This is a genomic window from Streptomyces sp. NPDC044064 (assembly GCF_056434245.1).
Genome location: NZ_JBWKFN010000010.1, coordinates 148,335 through 167,742, shown reverse-complemented (window position 1 = coordinate 167,742; position 19,408 = coordinate 148,335). Strand labels below are relative to the sequence as shown.

The 19,408-nt window shown below is 70.9% G+C and carries 18 protein-coding genes and 1 tRNA gene; 5 read left to right on the top strand and 14 right to left on the bottom strand.

The window, feature by feature from the left end; translation table 11 throughout:
- Nucleotides 1–60: 60 nt before the first annotated feature.
- The 3 genes from AC07DS_RS18350 to AC07DS_RS18340 all read right to left on the bottom strand — a co-directional run bounded on the left by AC07DS_RS18350 (nucleotide 61) and on the right by AC07DS_RS18340 (nucleotide 5,120).
- Nucleotides 61–1,872, bottom strand: a complete 1,812-nt coding sequence (locus tag AC07DS_RS18350) for a tetratricopeptide repeat protein (protein WP_479146501.1) — start codon at nucleotides 1,870–1,872, stop codon at nucleotides 61–63.
- 205 nt (nucleotides 1,873–2,077) lie between these two features.
- Nucleotides 2,078–2,151, bottom strand: a tRNA-Met gene (locus AC07DS_RS18345).
- A gap of 41 nt (nucleotides 2,152–2,192) precedes the next feature.
- A complete protein-coding gene (locus tag AC07DS_RS18340) occupies nucleotides 2,193–5,120 on the bottom strand; it encodes a UPF0182 family membrane protein (protein WP_479146711.1) in 2,928 nt (975 codons plus the stop codon).
- A 164-nt stretch (nucleotides 5,121–5,284) separates the two neighbouring features.
- Here AC07DS_RS18340 and AC07DS_RS18335 point away from each other — a divergent pair, with 164 nt between their 5' ends.
- Nucleotides 5,285–5,827: a PPA1309 family protein gene (locus AC07DS_RS18335; protein ID WP_479146499.1), complete on the top strand. Its 543-nt coding sequence runs from the start codon at nucleotides 5,285–5,287 to the stop codon at nucleotides 5,825–5,827.
- 115 nt (nucleotides 5,828–5,942) lie between these two features.
- On the opposite strand, the gene AC07DS_RS18330 is transcribed toward AC07DS_RS18335, so the two are convergent.
- From AC07DS_RS18330 to AC07DS_RS18315, 4 genes are all read right to left on the bottom strand, one after another.
- On the bottom strand, nucleotides 5,943–7,040 hold the full coding sequence (locus tag AC07DS_RS18330; RefSeq protein WP_479146497.1) for a YlbL family protein: 1,098 nt from the start codon (nucleotides 7,038–7,040) through the stop codon (nucleotides 5,943–5,945).
- A gap of 50 nt (nucleotides 7,041–7,090) precedes the next feature.
- Entirely contained in the window at nucleotides 7,091–7,231 is a 141-nt protein-coding gene (locus tag AC07DS_RS18325; protein WP_336113580.1) for a hypothetical protein, read from the bottom strand.
- Between the two features lie 173 nt (nucleotides 7,232–7,404).
- Nucleotides 7,405–7,866, bottom strand: a complete 462-nt coding sequence (locus tag AC07DS_RS18320) for a molybdenum cofactor biosynthesis protein MoaE (RefSeq protein WP_479146495.1) — start codon at nucleotides 7,864–7,866, stop codon at nucleotides 7,405–7,407.
- Nucleotides 7,867–8,083: 217 nt separating this feature from the next.
- Nucleotides 8,084–9,193, bottom strand: coding sequence for an SDR family oxidoreductase (locus tag AC07DS_RS18315; RefSeq protein ID WP_145883145.1), 1,110 nt, complete (start codon nucleotides 9,191–9,193; stop codon nucleotides 8,084–8,086).
- Between the two features lie 192 nt (nucleotides 9,194–9,385).
- Here AC07DS_RS18315 and AC07DS_RS18310 point away from each other — a divergent pair, with 192 nt between their 5' ends.
- A complete protein-coding gene (locus AC07DS_RS18310; RefSeq protein ID WP_479146493.1) occupies nucleotides 9,386–10,825 on the top strand; it encodes a zinc-dependent metalloprotease in 1,440 nt (479 codons plus the stop codon).
- A complete protein-coding gene (locus tag AC07DS_RS18305) occupies nucleotides 10,822–11,343 on the top strand; it encodes an NUDIX hydrolase (RefSeq protein WP_479146491.1) in 522 nt (173 codons plus the stop codon). The genes AC07DS_RS18310 and AC07DS_RS18305 overlap by 4 nt, the downstream gene beginning before the upstream one ends.
- Nucleotides 11,344–11,397: 54 nt before the next feature.
- On the opposite strand, the gene AC07DS_RS18300 is transcribed toward AC07DS_RS18305, so the two are convergent.
- The 4 genes from AC07DS_RS18300 to AC07DS_RS18285 form a co-directional block, all read right to left on the bottom strand.
- Nucleotides 11,398–12,153: an AIM24 family protein gene (locus AC07DS_RS18300; protein WP_479146489.1), complete on the bottom strand. Its 756-nt coding sequence runs from the start codon at nucleotides 12,151–12,153 to the stop codon at nucleotides 11,398–11,400.
- 18 nt (nucleotides 12,154–12,171) lie between these two features.
- Nucleotides 12,172–12,852, bottom strand: coding sequence for an AIM24 family protein (locus tag AC07DS_RS18295; protein ID WP_403950775.1), 681 nt, complete (start codon nucleotides 12,850–12,852; stop codon nucleotides 12,172–12,174).
- Nucleotides 12,853–12,863: 11 nt separating this feature from the next.
- Nucleotides 12,864–14,525 (bottom strand): TerD family protein, encoded by a 1,662-nt coding sequence (locus AC07DS_RS18290; protein WP_479146486.1) that lies wholly within the window; start codon nucleotides 14,523–14,525, stop codon nucleotides 12,864–12,866.
- Nucleotides 14,526–14,651: 126 nt separating this feature from the next.
- The gene (locus tag AC07DS_RS18285; RefSeq protein WP_479146484.1) at nucleotides 14,652–15,248 is read right to left on the bottom strand and encodes a M48 metallopeptidase family protein; all 597 of its coding nucleotides are present in this window, start codon (nucleotides 15,246–15,248) and stop codon (nucleotides 14,652–14,654) included.
- A gap of 309 nt (nucleotides 15,249–15,557) precedes the next feature.
- On the opposite strand from AC07DS_RS18285, the gene AC07DS_RS18280 reads away from it, so the two are divergent.
- Nucleotides 15,558–16,772 (top strand): TOMM precursor leader peptide-binding protein, encoded by a 1,215-nt coding sequence (locus AC07DS_RS18280; RefSeq protein ID WP_479146482.1) that lies wholly within the window; start codon nucleotides 15,558–15,560, stop codon nucleotides 16,770–16,772.
- Nucleotides 16,765–18,129, top strand: coding sequence for an ABC1 kinase family protein (locus tag AC07DS_RS18275; RefSeq protein ID WP_479146480.1), 1,365 nt, complete (start codon nucleotides 16,765–16,767; stop codon nucleotides 18,127–18,129). Before AC07DS_RS18280 ends, AC07DS_RS18275 begins: the two co-directional genes overlap by 8 nt.
- 142 nt (nucleotides 18,130–18,271) lie before the next feature.
- Here the strand turns inward: AC07DS_RS18275 and AC07DS_RS18270 are convergent, their stop codons facing one another.
- The 3 genes from AC07DS_RS18270 to AC07DS_RS18260 form a co-directional block, all read right to left on the bottom strand.
- Nucleotides 18,272–18,484, bottom strand: coding sequence for a hypothetical protein (locus AC07DS_RS18270; protein WP_479146478.1), 213 nt, complete (start codon nucleotides 18,482–18,484; stop codon nucleotides 18,272–18,274).
- Between the two features lie 137 nt (nucleotides 18,485–18,621).
- Nucleotides 18,622–18,945, bottom strand: coding sequence for a hypothetical protein (locus AC07DS_RS18265; protein WP_145883155.1), 324 nt, complete (start codon nucleotides 18,943–18,945; stop codon nucleotides 18,622–18,624).
- Nucleotides 18,942–19,310 carry a WhiB family transcriptional regulator gene (locus tag AC07DS_RS18260; RefSeq protein WP_023546912.1) on the bottom strand — a complete coding sequence of 123 codons (369 nt, stop codon included), beginning with the start codon at nucleotides 19,308–19,310 and terminating at the stop codon, nucleotides 18,942–18,944. The genes AC07DS_RS18265 and AC07DS_RS18260 overlap by 4 nt, the downstream gene beginning before the upstream one ends.
- Nucleotides 19,311–19,408 lie beyond the last annotated feature (98 nt).

Sequence of the window (19,408 nt, the reverse complement as noted above, 5' to 3'; positions counted from 1 at the left end):
ACACGACATTACGTGAGGGCAGCCCGCTGAAGCAAATCCATTGGGGGCGAGTGGCCGGGGTCACGCGGAAAGCTCCTCCCGCAGCGCGTCCCGCAGCCGCCCCGCCCGCTCCGCGACCTCCGTGGGCCCGAGCGCCACCGCCCGGTCGGCCCACTTCTGCCCCTCGGCCAGCTCCCCGCGACGCGCGTAGACGAGGGCCAGCCGGAGAGCCGCCCGCCCGTGCCCCGCGTCAGCGGCCCGCGTCCACCACACGGCCGCCTCCGGCTCGCTGCCCTCCCGGGCCAGCAGCAGCCCCAGGTTGAACGCCCCGTTGCGCGATCCGGCCTCCGCAGCCGCCCGGTACCACCGCGCCGCCTCGACCACGTCACCCCGGGCCGCTGCGAGCATGCCCACCCGCACCTGCGCCCGCCGGTGCCCCAGGGAGGCCGCCCGCTCGTACCACTCCTCGCACTCGGTCTTCTCGTGCACGATCTCGCCCAGCTCGTGCGCGGGCTCCGGCGGCCGCCGCGCGTCCAGCACGGTGGCCAGCCGGTACGCCGCCTCGGCGCTGCCGCCGCCGGCCGCGCACCGCAGATGCCGCTCGGCCTCCGGCTCGTCGCCCTCGCGCAGCCGTGCGATCCCGACCTGGAGCGCCGCCTCGGTGTGCCCGGCGGCGGCCGCCCGCTCGTACCAGCGCAGAGCGAACTGATCCTCGCCCCGCCCGGCGTGCAGGATCCCCAGATTGAACGCGGCGTCCACGCTCCCGGCCTCGGCCGCCTTGGAGAACCAGGGCTCCGCACCACTCGTGTCGCCGCCCTGGAGCAGCAGGATGGCCAGCGCGTTCGCCGCCTCCCGGTGCCCGGCATAGGCGGCCCGCCGGTACCACTGCTCGGCCTGCGCGGTGCGCCCCTGCTCGGCGCAGAGCAGCCCGAGGTTGTAGGCCCCGTTGTCGTCCCCGGCGTCCAGTGCCGCCCGGTACCACCGCTCGGCGGTCTGCGTCTCGCCGCGCTCGGCGTGCAGCGCGCCCAGCGCGTTGGCCGCGTTGCCGTCGCCGTCCTGCGCGGCCCTGAGCCACCACACGGCCGCGCTCTCGGTGTCCCCGGCGTCCCGCAGCAGGAACCCGAGCGCGCAGGCGGCACGCGCTTCCCCGTCCTTGGCGGAGGTCAGGTACCAGCGCCCGGCCTCCTTGAGCTCCCCGCGCTTCTCCAGGATCGCGCCGAGGTGCAGTGCGGCCCGCCGGTGGCCGCGCGCGGCGGCTTGCCGGTACCACTGCTCGATCTCCTCGACAGCGTTGTCAGACCCGCTCTCGTCCTCCTGTGCGACCCTGCGGTCGAGCGCGCGTGCGAGCCGGTAGGCGGCTTCGCGGTGCCCGCGTTCGGCGGCGGCGCGCATCCACGGCTCGGAGCCGGCGTCCGCGCGGTGCTCCAGCAGGTCGGCGAGCGCGTACGCGCCCAGCGCATGGCCCTGCTCGGCGGACTGGCGCAGCCAGTACTCGGCGGCGGGCTCGTCCCCGCGCTCACGGTGGTGCCGGCCGAGCGCGTGCGCGGCGGCGGCCGAACCGGCGACGGCGGCGATCCGCCACCAGCCGGCGGCCTCCTCGGGGTAGCCGCGCTGGTGCAGGAGGACACCCAGGTTGTTGGCCGCGGCCCGGTCCCCGGCCGCGGTGGCGGCACGCAGCTGGGGCTCTGCTCCGTCGAGATCACCGCGGCGCAGCAGGATGGCACCGAGGACGCTCATCGCCTCGGTGTCGCCGGTCTCGGCGGCGAGCCGGAGGCGTACCTCCTCGGCGGCGTCCCCCATGTCGCCCATCTCGTCCCGCGTCGGCTCCTCACTCGAAGGCTGCACAAATCGCCCTGTCTCGAACAGAGTTGCCTTGTCCCCCATAACGTCCATCGTCGCACCACCTGCAACCTGGGTACACCCGGTATACCGCAGCCCGTGAGGTCACTTCAGCGTTTTGTCGACATGCCCACAGAGAGATAAGTCAAACACAAGTCGTCCAACTCCCCACGGCGGCGCGGCGGTCCTTCCGCGCCTGCACATGAGTTCGCACACCACGAAGGCCCGGATCCCTCAGGATCCGGGCCTTCGACTTCAGTAGCGGGGACAGGATTTGAACCTGCGACCTCTGGGTTATGAGCCCAGCGAGCTACCGAGCTGCTCCACCCCGCGCCGTTGCCTGGTAACAGTACCACGGCACAGAGTGGCCTTGATCAACTCGCGTTCTTGTCCGCCGGCTTGTCGGTCGCCTTGTCTGCTGTCTTGTCGGACGTCTTGTCGGTCGTCTTGTCAGCCTTGGACTGTGCGTCCTCGGCCCGCTTCAGCGCATCCTGCAGATCCTTCTGCGCCTTGGCGTACGCGTCCCAGTCCGGGCCCTCCTTGAGGGCCTGCTGCCCTGCGGCGAAGGCCTTCTGCGCGTCTTCCAGCGCCTGCTGCACCGTCGGGTTGGTGGTGCCGGGCGGGTTGGTGGTGCCGGTATCGGGCGGCGTGGTCGACCCGTTCACTCCGAACACCTTGTTGAGCGCCTCGTCCAGGGTGTCCTCGAAAGCGGTCTTGCCCTCGTAGGTCACCAACACCTTGCGCAGCAAGGGGTACTTGAGTTCACCACCGCGTACGTAGACGGGCTCCGCGTACAGCAGGCCCCCGTCCAGCGGCACGGTCAGCAGGTTGCCGTACTCGACCTTCGAGTGGCCTCTGGACAGGAGGCTGATCGTCTCGGCGATGTCCGCCTGGGAGTTGAACTGGCTCTGGACCTGCTTGGGTCCGTCGACAGTCGTGCTCGTCGGCAGTTTCAGGACTCTGATCTTGCCGTAGTCACTGGCCCGCGGATCGGAGTCGACGGACATGAACGCGCTGAGGTTGTCCCGCCCGTTCGGGGTGAACGTCGTCGTCAGCGAGAACGCCTGCGCCGCCTGGTCCGGCATCTTCATGCTCAGGTAGTACGGCGGCACCGCGCTGCCGGAGTCGTTGGTCGGGTCGTCCGGGACCTCCCACACCTCGCTGCCGCTGAGGAAGGTCTGCGCGTCCGTCACGTGGTAGCGGGTGAGCAGCTCGCGCTGGACCTTGAAAAGGTCCTGCGGGTAGCGGAGATGGGCCATCAGGTCCGCGGAGATGTCCGCGCGGGGCTTCACCGTGCCGGGGAAGGCCTTCATCCAGGTCTTCAGCACCGGGTCCTTGGTGTCCCACTGGTAGAGCTTGACCTCGCCGGTGTACGCGTCGACGGTCGCCTTCACCGAGTTGCGGATGTAGTTGACCTGGTTCTGCTGGGCCACCACCGCGCGGGAGTTGTTGGCCGCGGTCAGCGAGTCGGCCGTCGTGTCACCGAGGGTCGTACGGGAGGCGTACGGGTATCCGTTCGTGGTCGTGTACGCGTCCACGATCCACTGGATGCGGTGGTTCACCACGGCCGGGTAGGCGTCGCCGTCGATGGTCAGCCAGGGGGCGACCGCCTCGACGCGGTCCTTGGGCGTGCGGTTGTACAGGATCCGCGAGCCCTTGCCGATCGCGCCGGAGTAGAGGATCTGCGGTTCGTTGAACGCCACCGCGTACGCGGCCCGGTTGATCGGGTCGTCGAGGTTGACGCCGCTCTTGCCGGTGTAGCTGGTGGTCTTCTCGCCCTGGTCGTCGGAGTAGTCGATCTCCTTCTGGGGACCGCCGACGATCGAGTACGTGGAGGTCTTCTCGCCGTAGTAGATCCGCTGCTCGTACGTGCCCAGGTCGCCCTGGGACGGCAGGTTCTTCTCGGTGAAGACCGGGCGGCCCTCGGAGTCGGCCTCGGTGCCCTTGGCCGCGACCACGCCGAAGCCGTGCGTGTAGCGGAAGTGGTCGTTGATCCAGTTGTTCTTCGGGATGCCGTCCAGGTTCAGCTCGCGCAGACCGATGACGGTGTCCTGGTCCTTGCCGTCCTTGGCGTACCGGTCGACGTCGAGGTTGGTCGGGAACCCGTAGTAGTTCCGGATCTGCTGCAGCTGCTGGAACGTCGGCGAGACGACGTTCGGGTCCATGATGCGGATGCTGGCCGTGTCGTCGACCTGGTCGCGCAGCTTGGTCTTGTCCGCGGTGCCGGACTTGCCCGGGTACTCGGTGACCTTGGCGTCGTCGATGCCGTACGCCTCACGGGTCGCCTTGAGGTTCTTCTGGACGTACGGGGCTTCCTTGGCCTGTTCGTTGGGCTGGACCTGGAACTTCTGCACGATGGCCGGGTACAGGCCGCCGATCAGGATCGCGGAGAGCACCATCAGGCCGAAGCCGATGACGGGCAGCTGCCAGGTGCGCCGCCACAGGGTGGCGAAGAACAGCAGTGCGCAGATGACGGCGATGCAGAACAGGATCGTCTTGGCCGGCAGATAGGCGTTGGCGTCGACGTAGCGCAGGCCGGTCCAGTTGCCGGTCGCCTTGAAGTCGCTGGACTTGACGGCGAGGCCGTACCGGTCGAGCCAGTAGGCGACCGCCTTCAGCGCGACGAAGATGCCGAGGAGCACCGACAGATGCCCGGTCGCGGCGGCGGTGGCGCGCGCGCCCGGGCTGGTGACGCGCAGCCCGCCGTACAGGTAGTGGGTGAGCGCGGCGGCGATCAGGCAGAGGATCGCGGTGGCGAATCCGAAGCCGAGCAGGAACCGGTACCAGGGCAGGTCGAAGGCGTAGAAGGAGACGTCGAGGTGGAACTGCGGGTCCTTCTGGTGGAAGGGCACGCCGTTGACCCACATCAGCCAGGTGCGCCACTGGCTGGACGCCGAGGCACCCGCGATCAGGCCGACGAGGGAGGTGACGGCGAGCAGCATCCACGTCTTGTACGGCGCGATGCCCATCCGGTAGCGGTCCAGGCTCTGCTGTTCCATGGACATGGCACTCAGCGGGGGCCGCAGCCGGTGCGCGAGCCAGATGTTGAAGCCCACGGCGAGAGCCATCAGCAGACCGAAGACGAAGAACAGCCCGATCTTGGTCGACAGTGTGGTGGTGAACACGGACGAGTAGTGCACCGACCGGTACCACAGCCAGTCCGTCCAGAAGCCCGCGAACATGGTGAACGCCATGCCGAGGACGGACAGGACGCCCAGTGTCATGAGCAGGGTCCGGGCGCGCCGGGACGGGCGGCCCGCTCTGATCCGCGGTCCCGTCGGGCCTCCGCCGCGGTCCGGCATCTGGAAAGCCAAGGTGCGCACCTCGAAGTTCGCTGTCGATCCGTCAGGCCCTCGTGTTCGCGGGCCCTCCGTGGCCCCCCGTGATCGCGGGCCCACACCTATGCAACTTACTCACGGTTTACTCGGTTCCCGATTCCGGCCGGTAACGAGGCAGGATTGTGACCATGTCCAACACTCCCATGGCAGCGAGCCCGCTCACCCGGGCCGTACTCGAGATCGACGAGTACGCCTCCGGCCTCGGCTGGGACCAGCCCGCTCGCCTTTTCGCCCTCGTAGACACCGCACGGCTGCGGGCTCAGGAACCCTCGCTCGCCGCCCAGCTCGGCCTGCAGGACGAGTCCGAGACGACCGGTCTCACCCCGATCGAGCAGGACGAGGTCCCGACGGACAAGCCGCTCGACGAGTTCCTCGGCACCATCGCCTGGCCGGACGCGGTGGTCGGCTGCGCGCTGACGGTGGAGCGCCTGATGCTGCCGCCGTCGGCCGAGGCGCAGGTCCCGCAGGGCCTGAGCGACGCCAGGCTGGCCAAGTGGGTGGCGGACCACCCCGAGCGCCAGGAGGTCCGCATGACGGTCGCGGTGCTGCGCGACGGCAGCCGCGACTCGGCGCTGCGGCTGCGCGAGAAGGACTCCGCGACGGAGGTTCTGACGGGCCCGGACCTGGTGCCTGGCCTGGCCGAGGCCCTGTCGACCACGTTCGCGGACTGACGCCCGCTTCTCGCACTCTTCTCGCAGATCCTGTACGGCGCTGGGGGCGCCCCTTGTCACAAGGGGCGCCCCCAGCCGTGCACCGGAATCCGCTCGCCGCAGCGGGAGCCGCTCGTCAGCCCTTGGCGGTGCACTTCGGCAGGGCGGCGGTGTCGCCGCTGCGGATGTCCTTCAGGGCGCCGAGCGCGTCGCCGATGGTCTTGACCTTGACCAGGGTGAGCCCGCCCGGGGTGTCCTTGGCGGCGGCCGCGCAGTTCTCGGCGGGGGTCAGGAAGTACTGGGCGCCCTTGCTGCGCGCGCCGACGGTCTTCATCTCGATGCCGCCGATCGGCCCGACCGTGCCGTTGTCGTCGATCGTCCCGGTGCCTGCGACGAACTTGCCGCCGGTGAGGCTGCCCGGGGTGAGCTTGTCGTAGATGCCGAGCGCGAACATCAGGCCGGCGCTGGGCCCGCCGACGTCGGCGAGCTTGATGTCGATGGTGAACGGGAACGTGTGGTCGGTCCCGGCGGAGATCCCGACGATGGCCCGCTTGACGCCGCTGTCGGCGGAGGTCGCCGTCGTGATCTTCACGTCCTGCGACCTGGTCGCCGTCTTGTGCTCCTTCTCGGCGGCGGCCTGCTCCTTGACGGGGACGACGGAGAAGACGACGTCCTGCCCCGGCTTGTGCTTGGTGACGAGCTTGGCGACATCGGACGGCTGCTTCACGGCCGTACCGTCCACGGCCTTGATCACATCACCGGCGTGCAGCCGGCCCTCGGCCGGGGAGTCCTTGACGACGGTGGAGACGATCACCCAGGACCTCACCGGGACGCCCAGTTCCTTCAGGGCGGCGACCTTGGCGCTCTCCTGGGACTGGCTGAACTCCTCGGCGTTCTCCTGGGTGGACTGCTGCTCCGTCTTGCCGTCCGGGTACAGCGTGTCGTGCGGCACGATCTTGGTGTCGTGCGCCAGCCAGCCGTACACGGCCTCCACCAGGTTCATCCGGAAGTCGGCGCTGGTGACGCGGACGGTGGTCATGTTGAGATGCCCGTCCGTCGGGTACGTCTTGTGCCCCTCGATCTGCAGCACCGGCTCGCCCGCGTGCTCCCCGAGCGTGTTCACGGTCGGCCCGGGGGACATCTCCGAGTACGGCACGGGGATGAGCACTCCCGCGCACAGGAGCGCGATCAGCATCAGGGTGGAGGCGAGCATCGTCGCGGTGCGGCGTGGCATGCAACGACAGTACGGGACGCCTCTGTCAGCGCACCGTCAGGGCACCCCCGTCAGGCGCCGTGCGCGCCCGAGCGGGGCTTCTCCATGGCCTCGCGGAAGCGTGCGTACCCGTCCAGTTCGGGCCCGTCGCTGCGGGCCCGTCGAGTGCGGTTGGCCCAGCTTCCCCACAGACCGGCACCGACCGCAGCCACAAGCGGAATCAGCAACCAGGCAAGCGCCGCCATGCCGACCTCCCAACCCCATGAGCGTCCGCGACTGACTGATCAGCAGATTAACCATCCGCACTGACAACGCTCACGCCAGGGGGTCGGTTACGCAACCGGAGTGGGTGGTGGGCCGAACGTGAACACGAGTACGGCTGATGTCAGCAGGCGCCGACCCACTCCTCGGTCCCGTCGGAGAACTTCTGGTGCTTCCAGATGGGCACCTCGTGCTTGAGGTCGTCGATCAGCTTGCGGCAGGCCTCGAAGGCCTCGGCCCGGTGCGGGCACGACACGCCCACGACGACGGCGAGGTCCCCGACGTCGAGGTCGCCGACCCGGTGGACGGCGGCCAGCGCGCGCACCGGGTACTCGGCGACGACCTTCTCGGCGATCCGCCGCATCTCGGCCTCGGCGCTGGGATGGCAGGAGTACCCGAGCGCGTCGACGTCGGCGCCCCCGTCGTGGTTCCGCACGGTCCCCACGAAGAGCGCGACACCGCCGGCGGCGTCGTCCCCGACGGCCCGGAACACCTCGTCCACGGACAGCGCGGTCTCCCGGATGCCGATCAGCTTGATGGGATCCTGAGCCGCCTGCTCACCGGGGTGATCGTTCGTAGCTGCCATGGGTCCATCGTGCCGCATGCCCCCGACGACGAGGAATACGACTTTCACCAGGCACACGCGCGTGCCGCTTTGGAGCCTTCTACAGGGGCTGCCGGCCCACCGGGGCAGGGCCACGGCCACTCGTCGGCCCACCGAGGCGGGTGCTGGGCGGGCACAGGCCGGGGGTCCCGGGGCGGGAGCCCCCCCGGCGGAGGTCAAGGAGCGGAGCTCCCGCGCCTCACCGCCGCCGGGCCTTCCGGGCCCGCCGGACCACAGCGGCAGCGCCCAGCAGGGCCACCGTCGCACCCGCCGCACCCGCAGCCGTCGCGTCCTTCCGGCCCAGCCGGCGCCCCGCGACCGTATGCCGCCCGGAGACCTCCCCGAGCAGCTCCGCGAGCACTTCCTCGTTGGTCCACCCGGGCCGCCACCCGGCATCGTGCAGCCGGCTCCCGCTGACCACCCAGGGGTACATCGTGTACGCCAGGTCCCCCGCCGGAGAGGGAGTGAGCCCGATCCGGTGCAGCCGGGCCGCTGCGCCGAGCGCGACGGCCGACGGCAGCTCCATCCGCCGGATCCCGCTCAGCTCCTCCACCTCCTCCTGCTCCAGCCACCCGTCACAGCCGACCGCCAGTTCCCCGTCGACCTTCTCCAGGACGGCGTACTCCAGGGCGCTGCACAGATCCTCGACGTGACAGAACTGCCACGCGGGCCGCGACCCGGCGACGACCAGCAGTCGAGGCGACTCGAAGTACCTGGTCAGCGCGGTGTCCGTACCCCCGACCAGCACGGCGGGCCGTACCACGGTCACGTTCAGCCCCGGATGCGCCCGCGGCGCGCGGCGCGCCAGCCGCTCGATCTCCAGCAGGTCCCCGACCCCGGTGGCCTCGGCCGTGGCCCGCAGCTCGGCGTCCTCCGAGAGCGGCAGCTCGTTGTCCGGCAGCGCCCCGTAGACCATCGCGGACGTGCACAGCACCACCCGGTGCACCCCGGCCGCCGCGGCCGCGGTCAGCACGGTCTGTGTCCCCCGGACGTTGTAGGCGGTGCGGGCGGCCGGGTCGCTCCCGAGGTCCAGGTCGAGCGCCAGGTGCACCACCACGTCCGCGCCGCGAAGCTTGTCGGCGATCGACGGGTCGCGCACGTCGAGGATGTGCCACTGCGCGGCCTCGCACTCCCCGCGCCGCTCGTCGATGGCGATGACCTGCTTGATCTCCTCGGACGCGGCGAGCCGCTCGGTGAGCAGGGCTCCCACCCCGTCGGCGGCACCGGTGACCGCGACGACGGGTCCGCGCACGGCGGGCGGGGTTGAGGGGTTTCGCGCTGCGCGAACCTGCGGATCTGGGGAACTCACCTGGCGTCTCCAGAGGTTGTCTTCAGTACGGGCGCGACTGACGCGGCCGTACCAGGTGCATCCATCCTGCCGCAGGCCTTCTGTGGACGAAGCACCGAGGCCCGATCGGGTCCGGGTGTCTACGCTGGGTGGTGATGTCGGGCAGCCGCGCCGCCGGAGAATCACCGGTGGCCTTACCAGCCGAGGAACCCCGTGAGTGACACCCCATTCGGATTCGGCCTTCCGCCGGAGGAGCCGGAAGACGGCGACGAGGGCAAGGAGAAGGACCAGCAGAGCGGTGGTGGGCAGGGACCGGCCAACCCGTTCGGTTTCGGCGGCCTGCCCGGAGCCGGAGGCTTTGGCGGCCCCGGCGCCGACAATCCGCTCGCAGCGATGTTCGGTTCCCTGAACCCCACCGACCTGGGTGCCGCGTTCCAGCAGCTGGGCCAGATGCTCTCCTACGAGGGCGGCCCGGTGAACTGGGACATGGCCAAGCAGATCGCCCGCCAGACGGTCTCCCAGGGCACCCCGGACGGCGTCAAGGACGCGAGCGTCGGCGCCGCCGAGCGCACCGCGGTCGAGGAGGCCGTCCGCCTGGCCGACCTGTGGCTGGACGACGCGACGTCCCTGCCGCCGGGTGCCGCCTCGGCGGTGGCCTGGTCCCGCGCGGAGTGGGTCGAGGCGACCCTGCCCGCGTGGCAGGAGCTGGTCGACCCGGTCGCCGAGCGGGTCGGCGCGGCCATGGGCGACGTCCTGCCGGAGGAGATGCAGGCCATGGCGGGCCCGCTGATCGGCATGATGCGCTCGATGGGCGGTGCCATGTTCGGCACGCAGATCGGGCAGGCCGTGGGCGTGCTCGCGGGCGAGGTCGTCGGTTCGACCGACATCGGCCTGCCCCTGAGCCCGGCCGGCAAGGCCGCGCTGCTCCCGGCCAACGTGGAGGCCTTCGGGAAGGACCTCGGCGTGCCGCAGGAGGAGGTCCGGCTCTACCTGGCCCTGCGCGAGGCCGCGCACCAGCGCCTGTTCTCGCACGTGCCGTGGCTGCGCTCGCACCTGTTCGGCGCGGTCGACGGGTACGCGCGCGGGATCAAGGTCGACACGGCCAAGCTGGAGGACGTGGTCGGCCAGTTCGACCCGCAGAACCCCGAGCAGCTGCAGGACGCTCTCCAGCAGGGCATGTTCCAGCCGGAGGACACGCCCGAGCAGAAGGCGGCCCTGGCTCGTCTGGAGACGGCTCTGGCGCTCGTGGAGGGCTGGGTGGACGCAGTGGTCCACGCGGCCGCGAAGCCGCGTCTGGCGTCCGCCGACGCCCTCCGTGAGACCCTGCGCCGGCGCCGGGCCACCGGCGGCCCGGCGGAGCAGACGTTCGCGACGCTGATCGGCCTGGAGCTGCGCCCGCGCCGGCTGCGCGACGCCTCCCGCCTGTGGGCCTCGCTCACGGACGCGCGCGGGGTCGACGGCCGGGACGCCCTGTGGGCCCACCCGGACATGCTGCCGACGGCCTCCGACCTGGACGACCCGGACGGCTTCGTGCACCGCGAGCAGCTGGACTTCTCCGAGCTGGACAAGATGCTCGGCGAGGCGGCGAGCGGCCACGGCGAGAAGCCGAACCTGAAGAAGGACGACGACGACAAGGGCGACGACGCCGAGTGAGCCTGCACGACGACGCGGCCCTCGTCCTCAAGGGGTACGAGGGCCAGGAAGACCTGCGCCAGGCCTACCTGGACCATCTGGCGGCCCATCCGGACGGCATGTGGAAGGCCTGCCACGCGGGCCACATCACGGCGAGCGCGCTGGTGATCGACCCCGAGCACGGCCGGGTACTGCTCACGCTGCACCGGAAGCTGCGGATGTGGCTGCAGATGGGCGGCCACTGCGAGCCGGGCGACGCCTCGCTGGCCGCGGCGGCCCTGCGTGAGGCGACCGAGGAGTCCGGCATCGCGGGACTGACACTACTGTCCGGCGGTCCGGTGCGCCTGGACCGGCATCCGATCCCGCCGCCGTGCCACTGGCACTTCGACGTGCAGTACGCGGCGCTGGCCCCGGGCGACGCCGAGCACGCGGTCAGCGACGAGTCGCTGGACGTGCGCTGGTTCGCCTACGACGAGGTGGCGGACGTGGCGGACGAGTCGGTCGTACGCCTGCTGGACGCGACCCGCGCCAGGCTCTGACAGGTAAGGGGCGACCGCCATGGCGGTCGCCCCTTACGTCTGTTTTCCGGACGGTCAGCTCCAGACGTTGCCCTGGTTCTGGCCGCGCGCCCCCTGCTGGCCCATGCCGAACTGCGCGGCGAGGCCCTGGCCGATCTGCGCGTTCTGCGGCGGCAGCAGCTCGCTGGGCTGCACGAGCGCGAACCCGGAGCCCATGAAGCTCAGCTCCCAGCCCTCACCGGTGCTCCCGCGCCGCCGCCACACTCCCGAGGAGTGCGTCTGGGCCTGCATCTGCACCCGGAGCCCGGTGGACCAGGCGACGATCGCGTCCGCGTCGCAGTTGACGTACTTGTCGGGCGTGACCTGCATCAGCAGCGGCGCGCCCGAGGTCATCAGGGCCACCTTGCCGCGCCCGGTGATGTTCAGCTGGTACTTCCCGGACCCGGAGATGCCGTAGAGGCTGTCGACGGCGATGACCTCGTGGTGCAGCGAGGAGTCCATGGCGAGGACGTAGCTGCTGTCGACCGTCAGCCCGTCCTGCTCGACCTCCATGACGTGCACGTGCTGGGCGAGGTTGGCGAGGTAGACCGTGCCCTGCCCGTGGCAGCGCATCAGGTCCAGGCCCTCGCCCGTGTACGCACGCGCGCGTGCCTGGTTGTTGCTGCGGTACTCGGCGTCGAACTCGACGAGTCCCTGGTAGGCGACCATGGTGCCCTTGCGGGCGAGGAGGTCGTCGTGACCCTCGAGGGCGACCCGGAGCATCTGCTTGTTCTGCAGGCTCCAACGCTCCTGCGTCTGGGAGTCGTTGTACGCGAAAAGCGGGCTCTGCATGATGTTTCTGGCTCCCCCTCAGCCCCGGAACCGGAGGCGGTCGGTGCTGTCCTCGCTGGGCTGGACGACGACGATGCCCTGGCCCGAGAAGGCCATCTGGTAGGCCTCACCGCTGCCGCGGCCGATCAGTGACTGGGCCTTGAAGCTGCGCTTGCCCTTCACCTTCAGGTTCGGGGACCAGGCGACGAGCGCGTCGGGGTCGACGTACGTCTCGTCCTCGCCGCCGCCGCAGTCGACGACGATCGGCTTGCCCCGGGAGGTCAGCGCGACCCAGCCCTGCCCGGAGATCCTCGTGTTCCACAGGCCCTGTCCGGCGAACTTGGCGAGCCCCTTGACGCGCTCCACGCCCCAGTTGAGGTGGGCGTCGAAGGCGAGCAGGTTGGTGGCGTTGACGGAGATGCCGTCGCCGTTGAGGTTGATCACGACGACGTTGGCGCCGTAGTCGGCGAGGTAGAGCAGTCCGTCGCCGGAGCACTTCATCAGCGGCGCGCCCTCGCCGGTGATCCAGTCGCGGGCGATCTGGCGCACGGCCGGCGGGTTGGGCTCGTACTGGATGAAGCCTTCGTAGGCGACCATCGACCCCACGCGCGCGAGGAGGTCGTTCCCGGTCTGCAGGGCGACCTTCAGCATGTGGTCGCCGTGGTTCTCCATACGGGCGGTGACGGGTGCGGGGGCGTAGCCCGCGAGCGGCTGGTTCATGACGGGCTCCCTCAGACCTCGTACGGCTGGACGACGATGAAGTTGCCGGGCGCACCCCGGAACTGCAGGTTGACGCTCTCACCGGTGTCGCCCGGGTAGGCGTTTCGGCGCATCCGGACCTGGCTGGAGACGATCACCTGGGAGGCCGCCGACCAGGCGACGACCGCGTTGCAGTCGGCGAAGGTCGTGGGCGTCACGGGCAGCACGACGGGCGTGCCGTGCGTCTTGACGACGATGGTGCCAGTGCCCTGGAACTGCATGGTGAACAGCGCGCCGCCCGGGATGCCGTGGCCCTCGATGCGGCGGACCTCGTGCTGGAGGCTCTCGTCGAAGGCGAGGACGTTCTCCGCGGACACGCAGATCGCGTCGCCCTGCAGCTCGATGGGGTGCAGGTGGGTGGAGTTCTCGGCGAGGAACACCTGACCGTTGCCGGTGCAGCGCATCAGCTGCATCTCCTGGCCGGTCGCATTGCCCACGAGCCGCCCGGCGAACCCGGCTCCCTTGTAGCTGAAGTCGACCTTGCCCTGGTAGAGCACCATGCTGCCCTGCCGGGCGAGCACGGGCTGCCCGCCGATGCCGAGGTCGACACGGATCAGCTTCTTGTTCTGCTGCGTCCAGCGCTGCCCGGTGGGCGTCTCCTTGAACGCCTGGAGCGCGGCCGTGACACCGGCACCGCCCTGGGGAGCGCCCTGCGGCACTCCGTAGGGAGTGGTCTGCTGGCCCGGGACCTGGCCGTAGGGCGCCTGCTGGCCGCCGTAGCCCGGAGGCATGGGCGCACCCGGCTGACCGCCGTAGGAGAGCTGCTGGCCGTAGCCCGGCGGCATCGGCGCGCCGGGCTGACCGCCGTACGACGGCTGCTGCGGCTGGCCGTAGGGCGCGGGCGCCGGGGCCGGCGGATGGACCGTGCCGCCGGCGGGCGGGGTCAGGGGGGCGATGATCGTCGGCGCCGCGTGCACGTTCGGCGCGGGCGCCGGGGCCGGGGCCGGGGGCGGAGTCGCGCTCGGCGGCGCGAAGCCCTGCGGAGCGGGGGCGGGCGCGGGGGCGGCCGGGGCGCCGAACGCGGGCGGCGGGCCGGCCTGTGCGGGCGGGGCGAAGCCGGGGGCGGCGCCGGACTGCGGCTGCTGCGGGGCGGCGGGCGCCTCCTCCTCCACCACCTCGCCGCCGAAGTTCTTCAGCAGCGCCTCCAGGCCGCCGTCGAAGCCCTGGCCGACCGCGGCGAACCGCCACACGTCCTTGAAGTAGAAGTCACCGAGCATCACGGCCCGCTCGGTGGAGAACTCCGAGCCGTTGAAGGAGTACCGCGCGACCTCCTCGCCGCCGGCCACGATGCGCACGTATCCGGGATCGATCTGCGACATCTGCCCGGCACCGTCGATGGTCGCCGTGAAGGACAGCTTGCGGATCTGGGAGGGGATCCGGTCCAGGGTGACCCGGAACGACTCCGTGTCGCCCGACTGGGTACCCAGCAGCTGAATGGACTCCTCCGGGGACTTCGGCTGGTTGAAGAAGACGAAGTACCGGTCGTCCGAGAGACGCTCGTCGGCGTCCAGACCGAAGCAGCTGATGTCGAAGGTCAGTCCGGGGGCGGAGATCTGCACGCCTACGTACAGATCCGTGCCCACCGTGAGGTCACTGATCCTGGCCTTGTGGCCGCGTTGGAATTCCCTGGCCATGCGTTACGACCGTCCCCCATCCCGAATGTGAGTGCGTCGCGCCAGGCTAACGGCAAACCCCGACATCGGACGCAGCCGGTACAGACCCGGTACACAACCGCGCCCGTGGACGGACCTACCGCCCGTTCACTCCCCGCGCGCGCCGGGCACATGCGGCAGCCGCTCGGCCGCCACCACCCCTTCGAGGTAACCGCGAGCCCGCTCGGTGCGCGGGTAGGACTCCAGCAGCCGCCAGAAGTCCGGCCCGTGACCGGGCACCAGCAGATGCGCCAGCTCGTGGCACAGCACGTAGTCGACGACGTACTCCGGCATCCCCTGCAGCCGGTGCGAGAGCCGGATGCTGCCCTCGGCCGGCGTGCACGAACCCCACCGGGTGTTCTGGTTGGTGACCCAGCGCACGGAGGCAGGGCGCGCCCGGCCGCCGAAGTACTGGTCCGACAGCCGCTCGGCGCGCTCGGTCAGCTCCGCGTCGCCCAGCACCCGTTTGCTCTCCTGGGCGGCCAGTTTGTCGAGCATGACGGTCACCCAGCGCTGTTCCTCCGCCTCGGACATCCGGGCGGGGATCAGTACGACGGTGCGATCGCCCTCGCGGTACGCGGAGACCGTGCGGCGGCGCCGGGTACTCCTGCGGACCTCGATCGCGCTCGCCCCCGAGCCGCTCGGCGGCTGGCTCGTCGTGCTGCGCTGTGGCTTTCCGGCGCGGTGCAGGGGGTCGGCGGGCACGCCCCGACGTTACCCGCTGGACAGCACCGAAGTCCCGGCTCCGGAACGGTTCGATGCCGATGCCCCACCATGCGTTTGATTTGTACGACCGATATGCCCGACTGGTGCACCCCATTCGTACGACGATCATCCCCTGCCTGTGGACAACGCCCGCCGCCCGTCAGTCCGACCCGGCATGCTGGCAGGCGTCGACGGAGCATGACCGGCTTCACCGACAACACGGATGTCCACGAATGTCGTGGACACTCATGGACACCCATGGACTCAAGGAACATTTCAGGGCAGTTCACGGAATACGGGGGACCTGTCATGCATCCGATGGTGAAACCCGCGCTGCGACGCGGCTGGCGCGACCTCAACACCGTGCAGTTCGGTATGACCCCGGCGCACGCGATGACACTCGGACCGATGGACACGGCCACGGGCAGCTTCCTGGAACTGCTCAACGGCACCCGCACCCTCCCCCTGCTGCGCGAGGAGGGCCGGCGCATGGACCTGCAGGACGGCCACGTCGACGCACTCCTCGACCGGCTGGCCCGGGCCGGACTGCTCGACGACACACGCGGCGGCGGACCCGCCGCGGACACCCTGCGCGAGAAGACGGACGTCCTGGAGCGGCTCCGCCCCGACCTCGCCTCCCTCTCCCTGACCGCCCCCGAACCCGGCGGCGCCCTCGGCCGGCTCGCGGCCCGCCGCTCCCTGCGCGTGCAGGTACGAGGCGCGGGGCGGGTCGGCGCCGTACTGGCATCGGTACTGTCCGGGGCCGGCGTCGGCGAGGTCGACGTACGCGACGTGGGGCGCGTGGAACCGTGGGACGTGGCTCCGGGCGGGCTGCCCGCCGAATCCCTCCGCGAACGCCGGGCCGAAGCGGCACGGGCAGCCGTCCGCCGCGCCGCCCCCGACCGCCCGCCACGCCGCACCCGCTCCACCCGCTGCGGCACGGAGGACCCCGGACTCTCCCTGGTGATCCTCGCCCCCAGGGACGACGTCGCCGTGCACACACCGGACCCGTTCACCGCCGAACCCCTCATGACCTCGGGAACACCCCACCTGTACGCGGGCGTCGTGGAAGGCACCGGGATCGTCGGACCGCTCGTCCTGCCCGGCGAGACCAGCTGCGCCGGCTGTCTGCACCAGGACCGCACGGACCGGGACCCCGCCTGGCCCCGCCTGGTCGCCCAGTGGCGCTCCGGAAAGGCCCGCCGCGTGGGCGCCTGCGACCTGGCGCTCGCCACCACGGTCGCGGGACTGGCCGCCGCACACGCCCTCGCCTTCCTCGACGGGGAGACACCGTCCAGCACGGGCGCCCGCTGGGAGGCCTCCCTGCCCGGTCTGAACTGGCGCTCCCGGCCGGTGCGGCCGCACCCCGCATGCGGGTGCGGGGCCGGGGAGAGAGGAAATGGGGAGCACTCCTCAACCGACGGGGAGCCACGCGAGACAATGGCGGTGCAACGGCCGTCGGCGGAGCGACGACGCGAGGCAGGCGCAGCGCGGCCGACTGGGACTTGGAGGGCGCATGTCTGATCTTCCCCGGAAGGCGGTCACCCGTACCGCCAAGCTCGCCGCGCTCCCGCTCGGCTTCGCAGGCCGGGCGACCTGGGGGCTGGGCAAGCGGATCGTGGGCGAGTCCGCGGAGATCGTCGGCCGGGAGCTGCAACAGCGCACCGCGGAGCAGCTGTTCAAAGTCCTCGGCGAGCTGAAGGGCGGAGCCATGAAGTTCGGGCAGGCCCTGTCCGTCTTCGAGTCCGCCCTCCCGGAGGAGGTCGCCGGCCCCTACCGGGCGGCACTGACCAAGCTGCAGGACGCGGCCCCGCCGATGCCGACCCGCACGGTGCACGCGGTGCTGGAGGAGCGGCTGGGAGAGGACTGGCGGGACCTGTTCCTGGAGTTCGAGGAGAAGCCGGCGGCCGCGGCCTCCATCGGCCAGGTGCACCGGGCGGTGTGGCACGACGGCCGTGAGGTGGCGGTCAAGGTGCAGTACCCGGGCGCGGGCGAGGCCCTGCTGTCCGACCTGAGCCAACTGAGCCGTTTCGCCCGGCTGTTGGGGCCGCTCATCCCCGGCATGGACATCAAACCGCTGATCGCGGAGATGCGGGACCGTGTCTCCGAGGAGCTGGACTACGCGCTGGAGGCCCAGGCCCAGGACGCCCACGCGCAGGAGTTCGCCGACGACCCGGACGTGGTGGTCCCGGTGGTGGTGCACCAGTGCGAGCAGATCCTGGTCACGGAGTGGATCGACGGGATCCCGCTGTCGGAGATCATCACGGACGGCACCGAGGAGCAGCGCGACCGCGCCGGCCAGCTCCTGGCCCGCTTCCTCTTCTCCGGACCGGCCCGCACCGGCCTGCTGCACGCCGATCCGCATCCCGGCAACTTCCGTCTGCTGCCCGGCGGCCCCGACGACGACTGGCGCCTGGGCGTCCTGGACTTCGGCACGGTCGACCGGCTCCCGGGCGGCCTGCCGGCACCGATCGGCATCTCGCTGCGGATGACCTTGGACGACGAGGCGGAGACCGTCTACGAGCTGCTGTGCGCGGAAGGGTTCGTCAAGGAGTCCATAGAACTGGACCCCGACGCGGTCCTCGACTACCTGCTCCCGATCATCGAGCCGGCCCGGGTCGAGGCGTTCACCTTCACCCGCTCATGGATGCGCAGCCAGGCCGCCCGCATCGCCGACCCCCGCTCCCCCGCCTACCAGCTGGGCAAGCAGCTCAACCTGCCGCCGGCCTATCTGCTGATACACCGGGTGACGCTGAGCACCATCGGCGTGCTCTGCCAACTGGGGGCCACGGTACGGCTGCGGGACGAACTGGAGGAGTGGCTGCCCGGGTTCGTACTCGAGGACGAACCGGCAGAGGAGGAACCGGCCGCGGAGGCGTGACCGGGGCTGCTTAGCCGCCTGACTGCTGGGCTGGCTGGCTGGCTGGCTGGCTGGCTGGCTGGCTGGCTGGCTGGCTGGCTGCCACGGTGTTGGTGAGGGCGGGGCGGGGGCGGGGAGGGGGGAGGGCCCCGGAGAAGCGTTCTCACCACCAGGACGAGTCCAGCCGCCCCTCGATCGCCCGTAGGTTCTCCCGGGAGCAGACGTCGCAGAAGTACTGACGGATGCCGTTCTCCACGGAGCAGGTCCAGGTGGTCGGCTGGGAGTCGCCGGCGGGGGTGCCGCAGCGGGCGCACACGAGGGGGCCGGGCTCCGTGGTGGAGCCGCCCTGATCACTTCCTCCGGAAGGGCTCGTCACGTGCCGACGATAACTCTCCGACCGGTGGATCGCCGTGCACAACGCACCGCGGGGGCCGGTCCGTTCGGTCGGACCGGCCCCCGCGGGGAAGGCTTCGCCTCCCTGGACCGGGAGGCCACCGCTTCGAGTGTGCTGGGTTACTGCATGACGGCCATGGCGAGCGCACGGCGGGCGCGCATCGAGGCGCGTTCCGCCCGGCGCTGCATCCGTCGGGCGGTGACCAGGCTCAGGGCCTGACGTTCCCGCTCGGCGTCGTGCAGGCGCTCATGCATATGCGCACGGGCCAGGGCTTCTGGGATGAGTTGCATCTCTCGGGTCCTGTTCTGACGCGAACCGGTCGCGCCGTTCATCGTGAAGTCTGGGGTCGCGGAGCCGGTGGGCTCGCTGGTGGACGGCTTCATCGGGGCCTGCTTCTTGGGGTCGTGCGTGAGGGGGCGATCGATCGTTCCTGCGGTGTTCATGCCGTGACCGGGTTCTTGCGCGGGCGGCCACGGGGCCGCTTGCGGGCGACGACGACACCCTGGACGAACAGCTCGCCGCCCCAGACGCCCCAGGGCTCACGCCGCTCCTTGGCACCGGCGAGGCAGGCCTCGATCAGCGGGCAGGTGCGGCAGAGAGACTTGGCGTACTCGACGTCGGCCGGCGACTCGGCGAAGAAGACCTCCGGGTCGTAGGAGCGGCAGGGGACGGGTACGCCGAGGTTCTCGATGGCGTCGTCGAGCGCGGTGAGCGCAGTGAGGGGGGTCAAGGTGGAGTCCTCCGTGAGACCGGGCGGGGGGATCGTTTGTGAAGGCGGTACGGACGGGGCGTGCGCTTCGAGTTGCACGGTTGGTTTTCCTCGTCTGGTCGTTCCGGCCGGTTGACCGGGTGTCGGCGTGGTACCGGGTTCTTTCCTTGTCCCGAGGCCCCTTCGCTCTGTCGTCC

What these genes read in the sequence shown, in the direction of transcription:
- AC07DS_RS18350 (WP_479146501.1), bottom strand. Translation starts at nt 1,872, where the DNA reads ATGGACGTTATGGGGGACAAGGCAACTCTGTTCGAGACAGGGCGATTT.
- AC07DS_RS18340 (WP_479146711.1), bottom strand. Translation starts at nt 5,120, where the DNA reads ATGCCGGACCGCGGCGGAGGCCCGACGGGACCGCGGATCAGAGCGGGC.
- AC07DS_RS18335 (WP_479146499.1), top strand. Translation starts at nt 5,285, where the DNA reads ATGTCCAACACTCCCATGGCAGCGAGCCCGCTCACCCGGGCCGTACTC.
- AC07DS_RS18330 (WP_479146497.1), bottom strand. Translation starts at nt 7,040, where the DNA reads ATGCCACGCCGCACCGCGACGATGCTCGCCTCCACCCTGATGCTGATC.
- AC07DS_RS18320 (WP_479146495.1), bottom strand. Translation starts at nt 7,866, where the DNA reads ATGGCAGCTACGAACGATCACCCCGGTGAGCAGGCGGCTCAGGATCCC.
- AC07DS_RS18300 (WP_479146489.1), bottom strand. Translation starts at nt 12,153, where the DNA reads ATGCAGAGCCCGCTTTTCGCGTACAACGACTCCCAGACGCAGGAGCGT.
- AC07DS_RS18295 (WP_403950775.1), bottom strand. Translation starts at nt 12,852, where the DNA reads ATGAACCAGCCGCTCGCGGGCTACGCCCCCGCACCCGTCACCGCCCGT.
- AC07DS_RS18290 (WP_479146486.1), bottom strand. Translation starts at nt 14,525, where the DNA reads ATGGCCAGGGAATTCCAACGCGGCCACAAGGCCAGGATCAGTGACCTC.
- AC07DS_RS18280 (WP_479146482.1), top strand. Translation starts at nt 15,558, where the DNA reads ATGCATCCGATGGTGAAACCCGCGCTGCGACGCGGCTGGCGCGACCTC.
- AC07DS_RS18275 (WP_479146480.1), top strand. Translation starts at nt 16,765, where the DNA reads ATGTCTGATCTTCCCCGGAAGGCGGTCACCCGTACCGCCAAGCTCGCC.
- AC07DS_RS18265 (WP_145883155.1), bottom strand. Translation starts at nt 18,945, where the DNA reads ATGAACACCGCAGGAACGATCGATCGCCCCCTCACGCACGACCCCAAG.